The organism is Selenomonas bovis DSM 23594 (assembly GCF_000381005.1).
Classification (GTDB): Bacteria; Bacillota; Negativicutes; order Selenomonadales; family Selenomonadaceae; genus Selenomonas_C; species Selenomonas_C bovis.
Map to the genome: position 1 here is coordinate 69,226 of NZ_KB908380.1, position 22,447 is coordinate 91,672.

At 61.9% G+C, this 22,447-nt stretch carries 11 protein-coding genes and 1 riboswitch; of the genes, 2 read left to right on the forward strand and 9 right to left on the reverse strand.

Annotated features, from left to right (window positions below; genetic code table 11):
• Window positions 1–30: 30 nt before the first annotated feature.
• From F599_RS0102060 to F599_RS13390, 3 genes are all read right to left on the reverse strand, one after another.
• Complete coding sequence (locus tag F599_RS0102060) at window positions 31–1,653, reverse strand: ABC-F family ATP-binding cassette domain-containing protein (RefSeq protein ID WP_019541868.1); 1,623 nt, start codon at window positions 1,651–1,653, stop codon at window positions 31–33.
• A gap of 118 nt (window positions 1,654–1,771) precedes the next feature.
• Window positions 1,772–2,500, reverse strand: a complete 729-nt coding sequence (locus F599_RS15040) for a glucosaminidase domain-containing protein (RefSeq protein ID WP_020700449.1) — start codon at window positions 2,498–2,500, stop codon at window positions 1,772–1,774.
• 190 nt (window positions 2,501–2,690) lie between these two features.
• On the reverse strand, window positions 2,691–4,025 hold the full coding sequence (locus tag F599_RS13390; RefSeq protein WP_019541870.1) for a hypothetical protein: 1,335 nt from the start codon (window positions 4,023–4,025) through the stop codon (window positions 2,691–2,693).
• A gap of 309 nt (window positions 4,026–4,334) precedes the next feature.
• Between F599_RS13390 and F599_RS13395 the strand changes: the two genes are divergently transcribed.
• The gene (locus F599_RS13395) at window positions 4,335–5,033 is read left to right on the forward strand and encodes a TVP38/TMEM64 family protein (protein WP_019541871.1); all 699 of its coding nucleotides are present in this window, start codon (window positions 4,335–4,337) and stop codon (window positions 5,031–5,033) included.
• A gap of 4 nt (window positions 5,034–5,037) precedes the next feature.
• Here the strand turns inward: F599_RS13395 and amrS are convergent, their stop codons facing one another.
• Window positions 5,038–5,880 carry an AmmeMemoRadiSam system radical SAM enzyme gene (gene amrS / locus F599_RS0102080; RefSeq protein WP_019541872.1) on the reverse strand — a complete coding sequence of 281 codons (843 nt, stop codon included), beginning with the start codon at window positions 5,878–5,880 and terminating at the stop codon, window positions 5,038–5,040.
• Window positions 5,873–7,258 (reverse strand): AmmeMemoRadiSam system protein A, encoded by a 1,386-nt coding sequence (amrA, locus tag F599_RS0102085; protein WP_020700452.1) that lies wholly within the window; start codon window positions 7,256–7,258, stop codon window positions 5,873–5,875. Before amrA ends, amrS begins: the two co-directional genes overlap by 8 nt.
• Window positions 7,259–7,460: 202 nt before the next feature.
• Here amrA and F599_RS13400 point away from each other — a divergent pair, with 202 nt between their 5' ends.
• Window positions 7,461–8,537, forward strand: coding sequence for a metallophosphoesterase (locus F599_RS13400; RefSeq protein WP_019541874.1), 1,077 nt, complete (start codon window positions 7,461–7,463; stop codon window positions 8,535–8,537).
• A gap of 149 nt (window positions 8,538–8,686) precedes the next feature.
• Here F599_RS13400 and F599_RS0102095 read toward each other — a convergent pair whose 3' ends face one another.
• The 4 genes from F599_RS0102095 to F599_RS0102110 form a co-directional block, all read right to left on the reverse strand.
• Window positions 8,687–8,968: a hypothetical protein gene (locus F599_RS0102095; RefSeq protein WP_019541875.1), complete on the reverse strand. Its 282-nt coding sequence runs from the start codon at window positions 8,966–8,968 to the stop codon at window positions 8,687–8,689.
• Between the two features lie 549 nt (window positions 8,969–9,517).
• A riboswitch (cobalamin riboswitch) is annotated at window positions 9,518–9,704 on the reverse strand.
• A gap of 266 nt (window positions 9,705–9,970) precedes the next feature.
• Window positions 9,971–11,599, reverse strand: coding sequence for a ShlB/FhaC/HecB family hemolysin secretion/activation protein (locus F599_RS0102100; RefSeq protein WP_019541876.1), 1,629 nt, complete (start codon window positions 11,597–11,599; stop codon window positions 9,971–9,973).
• Window positions 11,600–11,787: 188 nt separating this feature from the next.
• Window positions 11,788–20,952: a beta strand repeat-containing protein gene (locus tag F599_RS0102105; RefSeq protein ID WP_019541877.1), complete on the reverse strand. Its 9,165-nt coding sequence runs from the start codon at window positions 20,950–20,952 to the stop codon at window positions 11,788–11,790.
• Window positions 20,953–21,112: 160 nt separating this feature from the next.
• A complete protein-coding gene (locus F599_RS0102110; protein ID WP_019541878.1) occupies window positions 21,113–22,426 on the reverse strand; it encodes a flagellin N-terminal helical domain-containing protein in 1,314 nt (437 codons plus the stop codon).
• Window positions 22,427–22,447: the final 21 nt, after the last annotated feature.

A 22,447-nucleotide genomic window follows, 5' to 3' on the forward strand; every position in this document is an offset into this window, starting at 1 on the left:
TCCTTTATCTGGCCGTCTGCGCGCGTCACCTCACGCTTTTTTGTATTTCTCCGCGATCTGCTGCTGCACGGTCTCGTTCGCGAGGAAATCATCGTACGTCGTCACGCGGTCGACCACGCCATCCGGCGTGATGTCGATGATGCGGTTCGCGATAGTCTGCACGAACTCATGGTCATGCGAGGCGAAGAGCGCCGTGCCCTTGAACGCGATGAGCCCGTTGTTGAGCGCCGTGATGGACTCGAGGTCGAGGTGGTTCGTCGGCTCGTCGAGTAGCAGCACGTTCGCGCCTGAGAGCATCATGCGCGAGAGCATGCAGCGCACGCGCTCGCCGCCTGATAGGACGTTCGCCTGCTTCTGGCTCTCCTCGCCGGAAAAGAGCATGCGCCCGAGGAAGCCGCGCACGAACGTCTCGTCCGGGTCCTTCGAGTACTGGCGCAGCCAGTCGACGAGGTTGAGCTCCACGCCGTCGAAATAGCTGCTGTTATCAGACGGCAGGTAGGCCTGCGTCGTCGTGACGCCCCATTTGAACGAACCCTCGTCCGGCTCCTCCTCGCCCATGAGGATCTTGAAGAGCATCGTCTTGCCGAGCGTGTTCGGACCGACGAATGCGACCTTGTCGCCTTTCCTCAGGGTGAAGCTCACGTTCTTCAGCACCTGCTCGCCGTCGACGGTCTTCGAGATGCCTTCCACCTGCAGGAGCTGGTCGCCCGCCTCGCGGTCCGGCGTGAACGCGATGTAGGGATAGCGGCGCGAGGAGGGCTTGATGTCCTCGACCTTGATCTTCTCGAGGAGCTTCTTGCGGCTCGTCGCCTGCTTGGACTTCGCGGCGTTCGCGGCGAAGCGCGCGATGAAGGTCTGCAGCTCCTTGATCTTCTCCTCGGCCTTCTTGTTCTGCTCCTTCTGCAGCTGCAGCGCGAGCTGGCTCGACTGATACCAGAAATCATAGTTGCCCGCGTAGAGCTTGATCTCGCCATAGTCTACGTCGCAGATGTAGGTGCAGACTTGGTTGAGGAAATGGCGGTCATGCGAGACGACGATGACCGTGTTCGGGAAGTCCGCGAGGAAGTCCTCGAGCCAGTTGATGGACGCCACGTCGAGATGGTTCGTCGGCTCGTCGAGCAGCAGGATGTCGGGGTTGCCGAAGAGCGCCTGCGCGAGCAGCACGCGCACCTTTTCCTTGGCCGTGAGCTCGGACATCATGAGCTCGTGCTTGTCCTCCGTGATGCCGAGGCCGTTGAGGAGGCGCGCGGCGTCAGACTCCGCGTCCCAGCCGTTCATCTCCGCGAACTCCGCCTCGAGCTCCGAGGCCTTCATGCCGTCCTCCTCGGAGAAATCCGGCTTCGCGTAGAGCGCGTCCTTCTCATCCATGACCTCGACGAGGCGCGGATAGCCCATCATGACCGTGCGCAGCACCTGATACTGGTCGAACGCGTAGTGATCCTGCTTGAGAACCGCGAGGCGCTCGCCCGGCGTGACCTCCACCATGCCGCCCGTCGGCTCGAGCTCGCCGGAGAGCAGGCGCAAGAACGTGGACTTGCCGGCGCCGTTCGCGCCGATGATGCCGTAGCAGTTGCCCGGCGTGAACTTGAGGTTGACATCCTTGTAGAGCACACGCTTGCCGAACTGGAGGCTCAGGTTGTTCGTAGTAATCATCTTTCGACTTTCATCCCTTTCATATCTCTTGTCAGTCGGAACCGCCGCATGCACCGGCAGCTCCGCTGTCACTGTCTTCTATCATCATCTGCCGCCCCCGCCGGAGGCGCAGCGTACATCACTCATTCAGGATCGCGCGGAACATCGAGAGGATGCTCTGCCCGTAGGTCGTCCCCGGCACGGCCCAGCGGCCGTTGAGATCCTCCCAGCGCGTGAGCGTGCTCTCTCCGTAGACGGAGCGCACGAGGTCGTAGCGCGGATCGACGACCGGCTCGAGCGGCTGGCGCGTCGAGGCGTAGGCGAGCAGGTGCTGGATATGCGCGCGCACGCCGAGCTCGGAGCTCGCGAAATACGCGCCCTTCACCGTCGTGCTCGTCGTGCCGAGCCCACAGTAGTTGTTCTGATCCGGCGTCACTGTGCCGCCGTAGCGGAAGAACCCCGTCTCCTTGAGCGCCTGCGCGAACGCGACGTCAGGCCGGATGCCCTCGCGCTCCCCTTCCTGATAATAATAGGAAACGAGCTGCTGCGGTGTCACGGAGATATCCGGCGTCGGATTGTAGCGGAGCAGGTAGCGCACGCACTGTTCCTGACTCGCGAGCGGCGTGCCGATGATGGAGTCGTCATAATTGGAGACCGTCTTGGGCACCGGGAACGGCGTCAGCGGCAACGCCTGCGGATCCGGCTGCGGCGCAGGCGCGAGGATCTCCTGCACACGCTCGCGCAGGGAGCGCGGCACGACGCGCGTCGATCCCTCAGAAGCCGGCCGGATTTCCCGCTGCACGCCGGAAGGCCTGCGCACTTCGCGTCCCTCCCGCGGCATTTCCAGCTTCTCTTCCACCCGCGGCATTTCCACTTTCGTTTCCACCTGCGGCTCAGGTGTCTGCAAGCGATGCGATGCGGACACCATCCCTCCAGAGGGAAGCGAAAATACAAATGCACCCGTGAGCGCAGTCAGCAGGAACGTCCGAGAAGACAACGCAAGAAACTTCATAAAGCAATCTCTCCTTTGATCCGTATTCCAAACAATCAGTGATTCCTCAAAAAATCCAGGCGGCGAAAACAGCGAGCAGCACGAAAAGAGCGGCGAGCCCGCGCGTGGCAAACGGCACAGGGCGGCGCGCCAGCTGGCGCAGCAGCACATACGCGATGAGCGACAACGAGAGGCCGAGCGCGATGTCATAGGTGAGCGGCACGATGAGGACGAGTGAGAGCACTGCCGCACGCTCCTCTACCAGGCGCAGACGCGGCAGGCGCGAGCGCCGCAGCAGTGAGAGACCCGCCGCGAGCGCAAGCAGCGCCAGCGCCGCGGGGAACGAGACGAGCTCCCGCGCGAGCGGCGCGGCGAAGAGCAGCAGCGCGAAGATCGCGCAGGCACCGCAGGCAAACGCGCGCGGACGGCGCGCCCCCTCCCTGCCTGCGAGCGCGGACAGGCGCGATGCCATGAGCGGCAGGACACCTGCGAGCGCCGCGAGCACATTCACCGCCGCCAGGGCGGCAAGGACGCCGCGCAGCCCTGCCTTCTCTGATGCTGCGGACACACCGCCAGAGGCAGCGCCATCCCCTCTGCCAAGGCGCGGAAAGAGCGCCGCGATCGTCCCCCACGACGTGAGCAGAAGCACGGCGACGAGCCAGGGAAACGCCGCGGCCGCGCCCGCAAGCGCCGCCTCTCCCTCTCCCGCGCGCAGGAAGAGCCCCGCCGCACGATCGAGACCCTCCGGCAGATAAAACGGCGCGGGCGGCACGATCCAGAACCCCTCCGCAAGCGAAAGCAGCGCCGTCACGAGGAACGCGCCGAGCACCGCGGCGAGCGGCGGCAGCCGCAGCGCCCGCAGGCCGAGCAGCGCGAGCAATCCGAGCAGCGTGAAATACGCAAGCGGATCGGCGAAATCGCCGAGCATGACGAGATGCAGCGGCGAGGCGAGCAGGAGCCGTCCCTGCTCCGCGCCCCAGAGGAAGAGCAGGAGGCCGAGAGAGAGCGGCAGCGCCGCGCGCAGGCACGGCGGGAATGCCGAGAGCGCGCGCCCCGCCGCCCCGCACCGCAGGAGAAGCCAGACGAGCGCCGCCGCCGCCGCGAGACACGCGTAGAGCAGCGGCAGCGTCACCCCGTGTGAGATCACGATGAGATAGATGAGCCAGCAGGCCGTGCCGAGATCCGGCGCGAGCACCAGCGGCAGGCCGCGGCGCGCCAGAAGCGCCGTCCCCGCGAGGCAGAGCGCCAACGTGAGCGCATAGACCGCGGGGAAATACGCCCCCGCCTCCGCCGCGAGCTCCGCGGCAAGCGCCGCCATGAGCCCTGCGGGCAGCGCGGCGAGCGCGCCTGAGAGCACTGCCCGCTGCTGGCGGCCGCGCCGCCGGATAGCAAATCTCCTCACGCCCTCGACTCCCATCTTGATGACAACATATCTATTTTATTTTACCACACAATTCATGTATTCTCCATGCCAAAAATGATATAATGGAACAAACACTTGAGGAAACACTGATTAATTCGGCACCCTGCCTTTGCGCATCTGCACTGTCCTCTCGTCGTCGACAAATCCTCAGCGTAGCTCTGCTACGCCTCCGGTTTGTCTCCTAGAGAGATACAGCGCATCTACGCAAATTCAGGGCACCTCATTTAATCAGCGTTTCCTTGAAAGGATCGATGTTCATTGCACCTCCGGCAAAAAAAATCCATGGGGATGGTCAAGGCGGCGGCGGCGCTCGCCATCGCCGCCCTCTTCCTCATCATCCATCTCGCGAATCCTGCGTTCCTGCCTCATCTCGCGGGGCTCCTCGCGCGCGGCGACATCCAGGAGACGGCGCTCTACATCAAGTCGTTCGGCTCCTGGGCCGTGCTCTTCAGCTTCCTGCTCACGCTCTTCGTCAACGCGCTCGGCTTCCCGCCCGCCATCATCTTCTCGACGGCGAACACGCTGATCTTCGGCATTTTCTGGGGCATCTTCCTCTCCGTCGTCGCCGAGACCGTCGGTGTCACCGTGAGCTTTTTGCTGCTGCGCTTCTTCTTCCGCGACGCGGCGGAGCGCACCATCGCGAAGCACAAGACGCTCGCCAGCATCGACAAATACAGCGGCAAGCGCGGCTTCGTCGTCATGCTCATCGCGCGCATGGTGCCGTATTTCCCGAGCGTGCTGCTGAACGCGCTCGGCGCGCTCTCCGCAATGAGCCTGCGCGACTACGTGATCTCCTCCTTCGTCGGCAAATTCCCTTCAACGGGCATCGAGGCCATCATCGGCCATGACACCATCATGCACCAGGAGGATCCGACGCGCCTCATCATCGTCATCATACTCGCAGTCCTGCTCATCGTCGGCGCCTGGTGGTATGAGCGGCGCGCGGCGAAACGCGCGGAGGCGCAGGTGCCCGGCCAGGAACACTGAGCCGTCACACATTGCCGAGATGCACGAAGCGCAGCGACTGTCGCGCCACCTCGCGCAGGCGCTCGAGCGTCGCACGCGAGGTCGGCGGCAGGCCGAGCCGATAGCGCGGGAAATACCGCGTGAGATGGAGCGGCAGATCTGTGGAAAGCGCGGCGAGGAACGCGGCCTCCGCCGCCATCTCCTCCGCTGCGTCATTCTTCCCCGGCACGACGAGCGTCGTGACCTCGACATGGACGCCCGCCGCCACCGCGCAGGCGATGGTACGCTTCGTCGTCTCAAGGTCGCCGCCGAGCCAGGCGTAATAGCTCTGCGTAAACCCCTTGAGATCGATATTCATCGCATCGACGAACGGCAGCAGACGTAAAAGCGGCGCCACCTCGATCTGCCCGTTCGTCACGAGCACGACGGCAAGCCCCGCCGCTTGCAGCAGCCGCGCGGCGTCGAGGACATATTCATAACCGACGAGCGGCTCATTGTAGGTGAACGCCACGCCGATGCTCCCCCGCACGTGGCTCTCCTGCGCGAGCGCGAGCAGGCGCGCGGGCGGCAGCGTGACGGAGCTGGTCTCTCGCGCCCCCGCCTGAGAAATCTCGTGATTCTGACAGAAAGGACAGGCGAGATTGCAGCCATAACTCCCCACGGAGAGGATGCAACTCCCCGGATGGAAATGATAGAGCGGCTTCTTCTCGATCGGATCGAGCGCGAGAGACGTCACGCGCCCGTAATTCACTGCATGCACATGACCGCCCGCCGCGGCGCGCGCACGGCAGCGGCCGACCTCCCCCTCACGCAGACGGCAGTGATGCGGGCAGATGGAACAGACGGCCACCGCTCCCTGCTCAGACATGGCGCACGACCTCGAACCGGTAGAGTTGCACCGGCTCGTGCGGCGCGATGTTCCCCTTGCGCCGCGCGATGGTGACCTGCTCCTCCACCGTCGAGACACCCGCGAGATCCGGCAGCAGCAGGCCGCGCCGCGTGCCGCTCTCCACGATGACGCCGTAGCGTTTCACATCGAGCGCGTCCTCCGAGGCAATGGGCTCCGGCCGCGTGAGCACATCGACATCGTAGACGAGAGACGGCAGCTCCGCCTCCGTCACCGCTGGGAAACGCGGATCCTCCGTGCCAGCCGCGATGGCATTGCCGATGATTTCCTCCGCGAGGCTCGCGCGCGCCGGCAGGATCGTGCCGATGCAGCCGCGCAGCTCTCCGTCGCGCTTCAGCGAGACAAAAGCGCCCGCGCGCGCGGCACGCAGCGCTTCCGGCACCTCCTGTGGTACGGCGGCGCGCACCTGCGTGCGTACGAACGTCTCGAGCGCATAGCGCGCGAGCCGCACATACGCGTCTTCCGCTGCCCGGACCGCCCGCAGCCGCTCCCGCTCCGCCGCCGCTGCCTGCTCGCCGCAATCGCGCCGCTCATCCCGGCCCGCAGCCTCGAAGACCGCGACGCCGTAGCCGACGCCGAACGGCCCCTCGTAGGAGAGCAACCGCGCCCTGACCGCCTGCCGGTCGAGCGCCCCCGCGAGGATGGCGAACGACCGCAGGCCGCACTCCGCCGCCTCCTGCGCCAGCTCCGGCGGCGTCAGGAGGAGCGCAGGAAAATCCCCTGCGCGGAAACACGCCTGCATGCGTGCGTCGAACTCCGGCCCCGCTGCGGCGAACCCATACGGCCCCGATGCCTTGAGCTTATGTGAGAGATCGCCGCTCGCGACAAAGACGAGCCGCCGTCCGAGGAGCGCCGCCGTCTGCGCGATGAGCCTGCCGAGCGCATAATGCGCCTGGAGCGGTTGGCCCGAGAGGCCGATACGCACGATGGGGCCACGGTATCCTGCCTCCTGCAGGAAGCGCAGCGGTATCATCGTCCCATGATCGAGCACCGGCGACCGCTCCCCGAGCGTCCCCGCCGGCAGCCCCGCCGCCTGCGCGCGGCGCGAAAGGTCCCGCACGAACGCCTCATCATAGCGCGCGCGAACGCACAGCTCCGGCGCGCCGAACGAGGCGAAATCACCGGCCGCCGCCGCGCCGGGCGAGATATGGAAATAATCCGCATAAAGCGTGGCGTGCGGGCTCGTCACGACGACGACATCCGGCGCCTGACGCACCACCCAGGCCGCCGCCTCGCGGCAGGCATCGACTGTCGCCTGGATCCGCCGCTCCTCACCACGGCCAACCTCCGGCATGATGAGCGGCGGATGTGGAAAGACACATCCCCCTAGCATTGACATATCGTCCACTCCTTTCCTTCTGGAAACGCTGTGCCGCTGTCACTTCATCTCTACGGCTCTCTATGGCATCAGCGTTCCTCTCTCCCTGTTATCTTTCGAGAAACTGCGCGCGAAATCCTGCCGAATGCATCCCGCACCCGACTGTCAAGAAAGTGCCCGATGATATTTTCCTGGCCGGGTCGCGCGCAACATGAGGTGCTTTATGAACATGTACAGCCGACGCCATTTCCTCCGTCTCTCCCTCCGCGTCCTGCTCGGCCTAGGGCTCGGCGCACTCCTTCCCGCGCCGCTCGTCCGCGCCGCGGCTGCGGGGCCCCTGCCACTGCGCCTGCCGACGGGCAGCCAGGCACCGGGAATCCCCCACAAGGGGCCGCTGCGCATGCTCGTCTTCACGGACTCGCAGTGCGGCACATCCTACGAGGCCTGGGCCGATACCATACGCGCGGCTTTTGCCCAATTCGGTACGCCGGACGCTTTCACCGTCATCGGCGACCTCGTCGACAACGGCGCCTCAGACTGGCACTGGCAGAGCTGGTACGAGGCCATGGCAAAGTACGCGGCCGATGCACTTTTCCTCCCCGTCATGGGCAACCACGAATGCTATGGCGAGAATTGGCAGAACACCCTCCCCGAGGGCTATCTCGCCCGCCTTCCCGTGCCTGGGAACGGCCGACAGGAATTCCAGGGCTATTACTACGCCTACGACTGCGGCCCCGTCCATTTCCTCGTGCTCAACACGCAATGGGGCGAACTCGAGCACCTGCGCCCCGGTCTCATCGCTGCCCAGCGCGCCTTCCTCTACGCGGATGCGGCCAAACAGAAAAGCCAGGGCCGTCGGCCCTGGCAGATCGTCCTCATGCACAAGGATATCCTCGCCTACGATGAAGTGCAGCCTGACGGCACGTCCGGCGGCTTCAGCGAAGCGGGCCGCACGTTCATGAAAGATTTCGAGACGCTCGGCATCGACCTCGTGCTCACAGGACACATGCACGCCTACCGCAACCGCGGCCACATCAAAAACTTCCAGCGAAGCGCCGACGGCCCCGTCTACATCATGTGCGGGCGCGCGGGAAATGAATACTACACCGTCCCCAAGGATTCCTTCGACCTCGTCGCCGCGCCGGACGACCACGAGACGAGCTATGTCACCATCTGCTGCGACGAAAGAACGCTCACGCTCGAAGCCTGGACGACCAGCGGCACGCACCTCGACCGCCTCACACTGCGGAAAGGGAAGCCGAAACCGTTGCAGGCAGCCGAGGGTAAAACAAAGGCGTGACAGCGAACAGCCGGACGTCGCTGCATTCCCTCGCCTCCACAGAACACAGACCTGCACGCAAAGGCGGCTGCTGCCAAGCGCATAATAGCGCCGGCAGCAGCCGCCTGTTTTTCTATTCCAAGACACAGCACCTGATGGCAAGCAGCCTCTCAGGCACCTGCACCGCAGAGAGCGCCCGCTGCGCAGGGCTCTGCCTCCTCCTGCGAGAGGTAGCCCGTGAAACCCGGCGTCGACACCCAGACGCGCTCCGGTACCTCAGCACCCTCGACTGTGCCGGTGAATCCCGGCGTCGCGATGCGCAGCGCTGCCGCCGTCGCAAACGGCGCCTCGCCCGTGAAGCCCGGCGTCGCAAGACGTTCAGCTGCCACAGCCTTCCAGCTGCTCCAACCTGCATTGACGATATGGATCCAATTCTTTGCACTCTCAAACATGATGCATACCCCTTTCCCAGAGCTTCCGCGTTACCGCAGTTCCCTGTATCCAAGGCGGCTGCCTGCCGCCCGCTGTTTCTTTTCTTTTGATGGCTTTATCTTACTTCATTTCTCTTTGCTTGTCAATAGTAATATTTCGTAATTAATAATTATTTTATTTTATCTTTCATCGAGACAAAAAAAGACCGGCCCGAAGGTCGGTACATCATCCCTGCGGGATGCACAACATAGAACTGAATGAAATATATGAGCAAACTTTCCCCAGCGGAGCTGAAGCCGCCGGGAAAACCTTTCGTCAGGCTCCATCACCGGATATGTGGCCAGCTGTCAGACGGCTGCACGCAGCAAGCATCCGACAGCCCCCCGCATAGACGAAAAGACGCCCCCTCCGCAGCGGAGAATGGGCGTCTTCCTTTATGATACATCCAGTTCTATCTCTCATCTGGTCTGAGCCAGACTGTCTGTAACACAGCGGAATCCCCATCCCCATCGCTCGCAGGTCCAAGGAAATACGAGCGGCACATATCGCGCAGCATCGGCATCCCCTCAACGGTGATTGTCAATCAGGCAGTTCTCCTGGCTCCAGATCTCCGCTCCGCTGCGCCTTCCCGTAGGATGCTTTTCCATCCTCAGTGACATTCCTGCAGCGTCGCTCCCTGATACAGTGGCGGGACCGCGCCGGCCTTTGACCGGCTTTTCTATTAAGTCTTGCGACACCTGATTCCTCATATGCGATTGTCATGTTCATCGAACGAGGTTATCATATCATACCTTTCAGTTATTGTCAACTGCGTCGTGTCAATCTTTTCCCTGCCGCCCGCCATCATGCGCACGATGGCGCCGCGCACGCCGCCCTCGTCGAGGTCGATGTAGATCTTGAGCGCCTCCTACGTCTTCGTCTGGTTCCAATCCGCACGCTCCAAAAAGAAACGCACCAAGCACAAGAAAAAACTGCCGCACGCTGCGACAGTTTCTGCATCGTATGGATTCTCTGCGTCCGCCTTACCAGATCTTGCCGAGCAGGAACCAGACGCGGCCCTTGCTCTTGGCGTCCTCGCTGAGGTATTTCGAGTCGCCGATGCGGCGCGCGTAGTCGAGGCGGGCGAACCAATCGCCGGGGCGCGTGTAGTTCGCGGCGAGGCCCCAGCCCTTGAGCGTCTCGCTACCGCCCGTGCCATCATGGGAGAGGCGCACGTGGCCCGCATCGAGATACGTGCTCAGGACGAGCCCCGGCACATCGGTATAATAGCGCACCTCCGCCGTGCCGAGCAGGCCGACATCGCCCGAGCCCTCGCCCTGCGGATAAGCACGCACGGCGTTGGCACCGCCGAGGTACATCTGCTCCGAGCCATCGAGGTTGCGGCTCGCCAGCTGCCCGGACGCCTTGAAGAGCACATCCGTGCGGTGGCCGAGACTGCGCACGGCCGTGCCGTCGACGGAGAGCTTCGTATACGTACCTGCCGTGCGTGCCGTCGCATCCTTGAGCCGCGAGAACTCGCTGTCGAGCGTCAGATGACCCGCCGTGAGCGTCGCATCATAGGAAAGCGCCGTCTTCGGCATCTGCGCCGAGCCCTCGATGCCAACATGGGCGCTCGCGGCGTGCTTCTTGCTGTCCGCGACGCCCTGGAACTTGTCGAGATCATCTTTCAGGCGGCGATAATCGATGCCGTAGGTGAGCTTCAGCGCGCCGTCGTGCAGATGGTAGAACGGATAACTGCCGAACAGGCTCACGGTATCCGCCTTGCCGTTCGCACCCCAATCGCGCATCGCGCCGCCGAGCTTGTAGTCCATCTGGCTGACGCCGAGGCCGAGCGTCGAACCGCCGCGGCCAACGGGCAGCTCATAGTTCGCGTAATAGTTATGCATGTGGCTGTTGGAAATCAGCGTGCCGAGGCTGAGACGCCCGCCCTTGCCGCTGACATCGTAGACAGTATGCTGCAGGCCGTAACGGTAGCGGCCCGAGGATTTCGCGCCGTAGTTCTCTGCGTAGAGCATGGTATTCGTCGGTTTGCCGTCCTCGATGCGCACCGTCACATCGCTCGTGCCGAACGCCTTCCCCGGCGCGAGCACGCCGACGGCGCGCGTGCCGGAGACATCCGAGATGGAGTAGAGCACCGTCTCGAGTTTCGACGAACGGATGATGCTGCCCGGCTGCAGGCCATGCAAGAGCCGCAGCGCCACCTTGTCCTTGAGGCGGCTATGGTTGTCGAGCTTGATCTCCCCATAGCGGCCGGGGATGACTTTGACCGTGATCTTGCCATCCTTGCTGTCCTGCGCAGGCAGGTAGGCGGCAGACGCCGGATAGCCGTGTCTGCGGCAATACGCCGTCACCTGCGCGAGGGCGGTGTTGAGCTCCGTGAGCGTCGTCTCCCTGCCAACGCAGGGCGCGAGGATCGCCTCGAGCGCGGCCGCGTCGACCTTGAGCTCACGGGCGTCGATCTCTACGTCCGTGAGCTTGAACTTCACCTCAGACGCCTGCGGCGCGGGCTCAGCCGCCTTCTCCACCTGCGCCTGCGGCTTGGGCAGCTGCCCCTTGATATCCTGTCCCGGCTGCGAGAGCGACGGCGCAGCGAACGCCGTCGCCGTCACCGCGCCGAGCAGGCAGGTAATGGAAATAATCTTTGCGCGCAAAACCGCAACATCCTCTCTATGAAAACATCCCTGTACAAACAATCCACAGCTTCCCTCCCGCCAGGCAAGGAGCACCCGCACATGGCGGCAGGCACATGCGGCCCAGCGTACGGCAGCGCCAAAGACGCACTACAGCCGAGCCGCCAGCGCCATCAGCCAGGCCGCCGATCAGACCGTCAGCGGGGCATTCAGCCGGCGAGATTCACGCCAGCACCCTCCGACTCGATGCCGATGTCAGCACCCTTCGCCTTGAGCGCAGCGGCGTGCGCCGCCTCTTCTTTCTCCTTCTCGTCCTCCTCATCAGCGGAAGACGTCTGCGCCTTGACTGCTCCAGAGGCAGAGATACCTGCTCCAGACGCGGGCTGTGCCGCCGGCTCATCGCCGAACAGAGACACCGCCGCGCCTGACGCGTCATGCGAAGAATGCTCCCGCCCAGCAGTCTCGCTGCTGTCATCGAAAAGGGAAACATGCGCCTCCCCCGCGGCCGTCACGGCCGGCACGGCGTCATCAAAGAGATGCGCGTCCTCCGTGGCCGCGAGATGGCCGGGATATCCCTCGCTCGCGTCGTGGAAAAGCGTTGCGCCAGCAGCGGGTGACACGGGGCTTGCGTCAGCAGCGGAATTTCCACCGCTCTGCTGCACTACAGGCTCGCTACCAGATATTCCGCGGGAGGAATTGCCTCCCTTTGTTCCCAGGAGATTCCCTTGCGGCTGGCCCTCTGCCGCATTGACGTTTCCTCCCTTGATACCGGCAATCGCCGTCTCCTCGGGCCCAGATGTACCCGCCTGAGCCTGGAGTTGCGCCGCTGCCTCCTCCGAAAGACCATACGCCGCGAGGCTGCCCGTGAGCGTGAAGGATTTCCCATGGCGCGTGACATCGCGCATCGCTCCCTGAGCGGCATCGCCGCCCGTGAGATTGACGACCTCACCCTGCCCCTGTACATCCATCATGCTGTGGCTGACGTCTCCGCCAGCCGACGTAACAACATGCCCAGCATTGACGCCGCCATCCGCATAGGCAAGCCCTGCCTGCGGCTCCCGTACGACGCTGTTCATCTCATCATGCGAAGCGTGGTTGTAAGCTCTGCGGTCAGGTGTGAATTTCTTCGCCACGGCCGTCGCCTGCTCGATGTCCGCCGGCACATTCACTGGCGGCGTCACAGGTTGCACCGGCTTTTCGGGATCTACGGGCTTCCCTGGATCCACCGGCGTTACGGGATCCACTGGTGTCACGGGATCCACTGGTTTTCCAGGATCCACTGGTGTCACGGGATCCACTGGTTTTCCAGGATCCACCGGCTTCACGGGGCCGACAGGCGGGGTAAAACCACCGCCGCCACCGCCGCCATGATGGCGTGCCGTGATGGCAAGCGCTGTTGCGTTGGCCGGATCCTGCTCGAGTACATAGTTCCTGTCATAGGGACGCTGCGCAACCTTGGTGAAGATATCCTTCCCCTGCGCGTCCTGTCCCGTGCGGTACCAAGCCCAGATAGGATAGCTGCCCGCCGTGCGGCTGGTCTGCCCGTCCTCCGGTGCGTAGCGGACGTTTGCACCATCCGTGCCGAGCCAGCCGTCCTTGCCCTGCCAGCCCGTCTCCGCACCGCGGTACGACGCAGGCAATGTGCTGCCCTCCGTGATGGAGACAGGGGCTGCCTTCATCTTGATGGACGCGCGCGTGATGGTGCCCTTGCCCGTCACCGTCTGTGGCAAGGTCGAATCGAGCGCATAATTACTGTTGCCGAGCGTGATGTTCGTATAGACGACATCGTGGTCGAGCAGCGACAGGCTCGTGCCGTCTGCGTAGACGCCCGCCGTCGCATCGGCGGCGTCTCCCTTGCCGGGCGTCGTCTCCTGATACTTCGCATCGGCCTGCGCGAGCAGATCATTGATGGTATCGCCCTGACCGAGTACATTCGTGCTGCCGTCTTTGCGGGCAAAGGTGAGATACTTGCCCGCGTCCAGCCCCACGAGATCCGGCGTCGCATCATAAACCTTGGTCGCAGGCTTGGCTGTGACCGTGAGCACGCGCGGCGTGATGACGCCCGTCGCCGTGAGTGTGGCCGTCGCTCCTGCGCCCTGCCCTGCAATGACGTAGTCGTGATAGCCCTTGCCATCCGTGCTATCATTGCTCCACGTAAACTCATACGTCACGGGATTCGTGCCCTGCCCGTCGATGCCCTTGACATTCTTCGAGGCAAACGCGGCCTTCACCCACCTCGTCACGAGCGTATCGCCGCGGCCGACGAGGGGAGCCCACTGCAGGTTTTTCGTGAGATAGTTATACGCTGTGCCGTCCGCGTCCGTGTAATTCACGACAGCGGTCGTACCGTCGTATTCCTTCTTCACGATCTTGTACTTGAGCGAGACGGCTACCTGAGCAGGACTGATTGTGCCGCTGCCAGCGAGCGCCTGCTGCGCCGCACCATGTTTCGTAACGACACGCGCATATTGGCTCTGCGGATTCGCCACTACGATATAGTTGTCCTTGTCCTTGCCTTTCAGCTGGAAGTTCCAGAAATAGACATCCTGCGTCGTCGGCGCGCCGGACGACGGATCGCGCGCGACATGCCGGCTCCGATACGCCGCCTGCACGCTCGCGTCATCGACCTTTGCATCGTCCTTCGTGACGACACCGGTCTGCGCCTTCGCATCCTCCGGCAGCGTCGCGAAAATATGCGGATAGCCCGCGATCTTGGACACATCGACGGTATCACTCCCGTCATACGGCTTATCTATCCCCGTCGGCTGCCCCTTCGCGAAGTCGACAAAGACCTTGCGGCGCTCGATGTCGCCGGTGCCTTCATAGATATTCTGCTGCGCGCTTGCCGCCGTCGGGCTGCCGAATTTTCCGTCGAGCACATAGTTGCCCTTGCCCGTCGTATCAGAGAGAGTCAGCTTATACGTGACGGTCTTCTTATCCGTCGCTGCCGCTTTGGGGTCGATGGTCGCCGTCTTGTCGCCATAGGCGGCGACGACAGCCGTATTAACCTGCGGGCGATCCTGCGCATAGATGCCATCATCTGCGAGTCTTTGCCCCTGCGCATCGTAGAACACGAGGTTCTTGACATCCGCATCCGCCGTGCCGTCATACGTCTTGAGGATGCCCGTTGTATTGTCGAGCTTCGCGCGAATCTTCTTCGGCGTAATCTCGCCTGTCGCCTTGTACTGCTTGTTCTGATACGCCAGCTGCGTCGCTGCGTCGATGATGAAATTCCCCAGCGACTGCTGCGAGATGCCGTTGATCGTATACGTCACGCCGACCTGCTGCCCGTTCGTCTGGTCGACCCGCTGGTTGTCATAGACAGCACTCGCGAGATCATATCCGATAGGGATCTGCGTACCAGTGACATCTGTATAGAGCGCGAAATGCTTCTCCGGCTCCAGCACCTTGTCCGTCGTATCGTATTCCTTCGTGATGGGCAGCGTCCAATTTTCCTTGATCTGCCCCTGTGCAAGCGCGAGCGGCTTGATTCGCCCCTTGTGGAGCGCCTCGGCGAAATAGACCGTATCCTTGACGCCGCTCATGCCCGCCGAGAGGAACTGCGCGCCCTGCTCTGCACCTGCGATTTCATAGTTCTTGAGCACCGCATTGCGCGAAGCGAGATCCGCGAACGCCTTGTCAATGCCGGTATAATAGACAGCCTTATCCTTGACCGTTCGCGTGCTGCTGTCAAGATTGACATTCGCGTCCGGCTTCAGCATGCCTGTCTTGCCGTCCCACGCCGTATAATAGCCTTGGATCTTCGCGGTTGCTTTGTTGTCAAAGGACGCATTTTCCCCGTTGACAAAGCCGGAGAGCTTCGGCGTGATGGTGGTGATGTCGCCTGTCGTGCTGCCCGTCGTCGTGACGTCGGCTTTTGCATCGTACGTCTTTTTCACGGGGTCGAAGCCGATGGTGAGCGGCGCCTTGTCGATGGTGCCTGTGCCCTGACTCACGAGCTGATGGTTCGTGAGCGCATTGCCCTGCGCGTCGACCACCTGATAGTTCGTCTGCGCCCCCGCGCCCGTGAGCGCAATCGTATAGAGAACATTCTTGTTCGTCCCCGCGTCCTTGTCCGCATACTGCGCCTGCGTGGCGGTCGTATCGAGACAGACGCCATCGTCATGGGCCGTCTTTGTGAGCAGGCCGTCGAGCTGCACGTCGCCCATGATGTTCTGCGGCTGCTGGCCCTGCATGATGGCCGTACCGCCATCGTAGACCTTCCTGACGGCAGTCGGTGTCTGTACGAGCGACGCATAGACCTTGCGCGGCGTGATGATGCCCTGCGTCTGTGCCGTGAGTACGCCGTTCGCGTAGGAGAGCGTCGCATTCTTCGACTTCGTGCCCGAGAGCTGCGTGAGGTCGTAGTTGCCGAGATTGCCGAGCGCAATCGTATAGGTCACGGCTTTTCCCTGGCCCGCATCCTTGTCCGCGTACTGCGCCGAGCTGATATTGAGACCGCTGAGGTTCGCGCCGCCGAGCAGCACATCCCCTGCATCATAGGTGCCGTTGTTATTGAGATCGACATAGTGCTCGTCAATGAACGACGCCGCCGCATGCCTCTGCCCCTGACGATCCGTGTACGCGACATCCTGAGACCCATCGTATTCCTTCGTGATGTTCTGGAAGTTGAAATGGAAATTGTTGTTCGTGAGCGCGAGCTTCGTGATGTCGCCCGTCCCTGTCGCCGTACCAGCGCCCGGCGTCGTGTCCGTGCCGACCGTGCCGTTGATGATGTAGTTCTTCGCATGCGTGCCGAGTGCCTGCACGAGATTGCTGTACGCCACGGCGAGTCCCTTCCCGACATCAGAGACCGGCCGCCCGGACGCATCACGGTACACGCCCTTGACCTTCGTGAGATCGAGCACTGTTCCATCCGCACCGATGACCTGCCCGTTCTTGCCGTCATCGAGATGCGCCTTCATATGCGTCGCGTCCTGCGGCACGTCCGGCGTGCCGTCATAAGGCTTGCTTGTCGGATCGAACGTAACGGTGAGCGGACGCTGATCAATGGTGCCCTTGCCCGTGAGTGTCGGGATGGCACGCCCGCTTGTATCTACGATCTCGTAGTTTGACGAGTCCGCCGTCTGGATGCCGAGTGTATAGAGCACGTCCTTGTTCACGCCTGCGTCCCTGTCCTGATAGACGCCCGTCGACTTGTCCGCGTCGCTCCCCACGAGGCCTGGCTGGCCATCCTTGGTAAAATGCGTATAGGAAATAAGCGTCCCGGCGCCCGCGCCTGCCGCGGTCGTCGCGTCGTATGTCTTCTGGAGATTCGCATTGGCTACCGCCGCTATGACCTTGCGCGGCGTGATGGTGCCCTGCGTCGTTGTAGTCACGACGAGGCCGCTCTGCGGCAAGGTGAAGTTCCCCGAGCCATCGTCCAGAATGGTGAGTGTATAGTTCACCGTCTGCGGGACGCTGTTCTGGCTGTTCGCGCTTGTATAGTCCGCGCTGACATTCTTCGTATGGTCGACACCGACGCCCTTGAAGACATCCTGCGCCTGCGACTTATTTGCCTTGACGGTGACTGTGAGCAGATGGCGCGCGGCCTCCTGCGCGGCGTTCTGCGCGCTGATCGCCGTCGTGCCGTCGTACTCCTTCGTGATCTTGTCGAACGTATAGTCGAGGTCATCCGCCGTCAGCGCGAGCGGCGTGATCGTGCCGCCGCCCTTCGCGCTCGACGCGAGGTCGTAGTTGAACGCATCCTTCCCCGTGAGGGAGAGGTTCTCGTAGTTAACCCAGTTCTTCCACTGCTTGCCGCTCGCGTCCGTCCACGTCGTGCCGTCACCGAGTACATTCTTGCTCTGGAACTTCACCAGCGCGCCGGAGGCGAGCTGGGCATCGTCGCCTGAGATGACGCCCGCGAGGCTGCCGCCGAGCGCCTGACCCGCGGGCAGGTCCGTCGTGCCGTCGTACTCCTTCGTGACAGGCGCGAAGCTCGACGTGAGATCCTTGGGATAGATGACCCCCTTGGCGCCCGTCTGCTCGCCGAGGAGCGTCACCCCAGATGTCTGTCCGTTGATGGTATAGTTGTCCGCATTCTCGCCACTGAGCTCCACCGTATAGTCGATGTTTCGCGCCTGTGCCGCCTGCCCCGCCGCCGTGCGGTTGACGGCCTTGCTGTCATACGCCGCGGTGACCTTGAGCGTCGGCGCCTTCTGGTTCGTCTCGTCCGTGACGAGCGTCGGCGAGCCATTCGCGTAGTTCACATAGCCCTGCGCGCCAAAGGTGCTTGCCGCCTTGCCATAGATGCCGTTCGGATCGTACTTTGCCGACGAGACGATTGCCGTCGTCCCGTCGTAATCCTTGTCGAGCGACACGCTCGCCGGCTGCGTGACCTGGACCGTGAGCGCGCGCTTCGTGATCGTGCCCGGCGTCGTGACCTGATAGGTATCCGCAGCCGTCAGCGTCTTGCCGTCCTTGCCCCAGACATAGTTTGAGAGCAGCGTCTTGCCGTTCCCCGCGACGGCCCGGATATCATAGCCGATCTGCGTCGCGTCCCCGACCTGCGAGGTCTTGTTCCCGCTCACATCCTCGAAGTCCGCCTTGCCCGGCACGATGGAGAACGTGATATCCTCCCCTGCGACGATGCCCGTGTCGCCAGTCGCAGCTGCCTGCGGCGCGACGAGCGTATAACCCGTCGAATCAAACGCCGTCTTGCCGTCGTAGACTTTCGTGCCGCTGCTCGAGACCGTGCCGTTCGCATCCTTGACCGAGAACGTCGTCGGATCGATGACGCGCTGGCTGATACTGCCCGTCGTTGTCAGCTTGCCCGTCGCTGCCGTGGAGCTGGATGGATCGTAGAGCACATCGTAGCCGGACGCACTCTGCGCGTTCTCCGCGACGAGGCGGTAGTTCGCGGCATTCGCACCCATGAGCGAGATGTTCTCGTAGGAGATCGTCTTGTTTTGGCCTGCGTCCTTGGTATCGTAGGCGACCCGCGTCTGGGACGTATCATAGGTGATGGCATCCTTGGCGCCATTCACCGTGACGAGCTGGTGCTCCGCCCCCTTCGTCGTATCGATGATGAGGTTCTTATCCGCCGCGGCGTCAGGATTCTTCGTCACGACATCCGTCGTGCCATCATACACTTTGGTAAAGCCTGACTTGTTGACTGTGAGATAGAGCGTGCGCGGCGTGATGTCGCCCGTGACGGTGAACGTGTTGAGACCAGATGTATCGAGATGATAGTTCTTGTCCGAGCCGTTCCCCGTCGTATCCTTGAGAGCTACGGTACCCGCGTTGACCGTGACGCCCTTCCCCGTGTCAGCATCCTTCGCTGCCCGTCCCTTCGTACCGTTGCCCTGATACGTCGCCGTGATGCCCGTAAGCTCGACGGTGTCATTGGCGAGCAAGCCCGTGACCTGATAGCCGGAACTGCTGCCATTCATCGCAGCGAGCAGGGCACTCGTCGCGTCCGCTGTGCCGTCATATTCTTTTGTGATATGATACTTGCCGCCTTGGACCTTGACCTCGCGCTGCGCGATGTTGAGATTCCCGCCGACGATGTTGTAGCCGTGCTGCGTCGAGGAAAGGAAAGCCCCCGGGGAATCCGAGACATTGCGGATGCCGCTGTCGTACACCCGGCGGTCGATGACGACATCGTTGTCACCGGCTTTCACGCCGCCGCTGAACGTGATGTCAGACACCGTGCCGGCTTTCTGCCCCGTGCTGTCGGCGATCTTGAAATACTGCGCGTTGTACGTCGCGTTGATGTCGCTGCCATCCGTCGTGCCTGTAACGCCCGCGAGCGTCAATCCATCCGTCGTCGCCGCCTGATCCTTGGGATTCGTGAAATAGTTATAGCGGTACGACGCCGTCACCGTGCCCTTCAGAAAGGCTGTGAGCAGCGGCGTGCCCTGCCCCTCGTAGATGCGCCAGGTCGTATTTGTCGTGCCGTCGTTGCTGATGTCCGTACCATCTGTCCAGCCAGCGGCAGTATAGGTTTTAAGGGACGTCGTCGGCGCTTTAATCCCCTCTTTGACGACAGAATCATCATCTGTAAAATCCGTGGTCGTTGTATAAGCACGAGTTACTTTAGGCCTACCAGATGCATTAGGTTGCCCTTGTTTTGACGCTAATTGCGCTATGCCATAACGTACTGAATTAGATGTATTATAAACATCTATAAAAGACGCTCCATAACCTGCAATGCCAGCTAATCCACCAAGATATGATGCCTTTTTCACATCCGTGGTATTATACGAGCTACGCAAGAATGCAGTATTAGAAACATTATTTATTTCATCGCCAAACCAACCAAAAAGGCCTCCCGCATAAAGATCCGCAGAGACTGCCCCATTCTGTCCCTTCTCACTGTATACATTCGTCGCAACCACATGATTGGCACTGCCTGCCAAGGCACCTGCCTCACCGTCGCCATGCGAAGTCACGACATTGGCGCCCACGATACCAACATTGTCAATGCGCGCTGTCGTATTGCCGCCGTCAACGACACCAAAAAGTCCCGCGAACTGGTTTTTCGTATTGACATTGAGGTTCTGCACCTCATAAAACATACCGTCAAATTTCCCGGAAAACGGCGTTGTTTCATCTCCGAGTGGTGTGAAATTCGCGATGCCGCTCGCGTCAATATCCTTGGAAAGCATATAGTTCTTCCCGAGGCCGTTCTTGATATTCTGCAGCTCCGTCGCATTGCTGACCAGCTGATAGTAGTCGATGGCGTTGCCCTTCGTCGATTTATAGCCCGCGTCTGTGCCGCCTGCATTGCCCACATGCACATAGGCGTCATCCCCGGCAGCGTTGAGCACAACGCCTGACGTTGCCGTCACGTCTGCCGAGTTGAGGAAGCGGATATGCGTGCCGTCGGCCTCGACCTTGTCCGCCGCGATCCTGCCGAGGTTCACAATGTCCGCCTGCGCGGTGCCGGCCTGGAGCACAGCGCCGCCCGCCTTACCGCCAGTATAGGCGTCGACGGCCGATTTGAAATCTTGCGTCGAGACATAGAGATTCCCCACATCGACCTGCGCCGTCTTGCTGAAGATGACGCCGTGCGGATTCACGAGATAGACATCGTTGCCGCCCTCGATCTTGCCAGCGATCTCTGACGTGGCGTTCCCCGTCACGACATTGAGGTAGTTATTCGCCTTGCTGCCCTTGCTGCCGCCATCAAACTGAACCGTCTCCCCCTGCGCGACGGAGAAATCCTTCCAGGCGACGATGTTGTTCTGCGTCGTGCTCGTGACCTTCGTCACTGGGCCCGGCACCACTGTCACGCCGCCCTTGTTATAGGCCGATGCCGCGTCCTGCACTGGAGATGCCTCCACAACCGGGACGATGCTGAACACCCCCGCCATGAGGCCGATGCTGATCTGGCAGGCCAGCCGTGCCTGCGTCTGATATCGGTTCATAGTTCCTGACTCCATTCCCACTACCATTGCCTATCCCTGTTCCTCGCTGCCACATGACGCGCGACAGCTCGCCTGTCAAAAAGAAGAGGCTGCGCCCACTGCGGGGTGACAGCCTCCGGTTTCCCTGTCGGGCGGCAGAGTGCCGTATCTGCCCGATGTCTTACTGCAGCAGGCTCAGTACAGAGCTACTGTTCTGGTTGGCCTGCGCGAGCATCGACTGCGCTGCCTGAGAGAGGACGTTGTTTTTCGTGTACGCCGTCATCTCCTGTGCCATGTTGGCATCGCGGATAGTCGACTCCGCGCTCTGCGTGTTCTCGCTTGCCGTGATGATGTTCGCTGATGTGTAGCCGAGACGGCTCTGCACAGAGCCGAGATCGGTCTGCTGGTCGAGTGCCCGCTTGAGCGCCGTGTCAATGACGTTGATGGCGGCATTCGCATCCGCCTGCGAGGAGACAGAGACTGTCGTGCCGTCCGAGGAGCGCAGGCCGAGCGCCGTCGCGCGCATATCGGAGAGGCCGAGCTTCACGGACTGATTTGCCTTCGTACCGACCTGGAACGTGAGCGCATTGTCGTCTGATGGATCCTTTGCACGCACCGTCTCCGAGAAGTTATCGAAGAGCGCGTTCGCGCGCCGCTTCGCGTGGCCGTATTTATCCTGGAAACTGATGGTAAGCCCGGAAATCTGCCCCTCGACACCGTAATGCTGCGACATGACCGTAAGTGCGACCTTCCCTGACGGATTTTTTACTGTTTCACCAAATTCATTCTCACCGACAGTATCATCCAAAGGACTACGCAATGTCAAATCAGAGCCACCTGTTGTATTTGCAAAAATTTGACTCAAACGCATATTAGTCCCCACTTTTGCAGACCCTGTATACGTCTTGCCATTCATCACATAGGAAACCGTAATCGTATCCGTCGAATCAATCTGCAAGCTGTTGCCGTCGCCATCTTTGAGTTCCGTCAGGCGTGTAGAAAATTTCGTGGTGGGCGAGAGGCTCTCATTCGTCATAGAAGTTCTCGTCCCCGGCTGCGGCACGGCATGCTCCTTCGACCCGTCCACGAGCGTCTGCCCGTTGTACGTCATATTCGCGTTCTCGTCGATCTGGTCGATGGCCTGGTCGAATTCCTTCTGGATTGTCGCACGATCGGCGTCTGTATTCGTGTCGTTCGCGGCATTGATTGCCTTCTCCTTGAGCGTGCGCAGGATATCCACCGTCGAGGAGACCGCGCCCTCCGCCGTCTTGAGCATGTTCGCGCCCGTCTGCGCGTTGTCGTTATCCTGATCGAGGCCGCGAATCTGCACCTCCATACGTTCCGAGATTGAGAGACCGGATGCGTCATCGCCGGCGCTGTTGATTTTCATGCCAGAGGCAAGGCTCTTGAGGTTCTTCCCTTTCGCCTTTTCATTTTTCTCCAGCTGGTTCAGCGTATTCTTCGCCTGAAGATTGTTCTTGACTACCATTGCCATCGTCGGTTCCTCCCTGAAGCT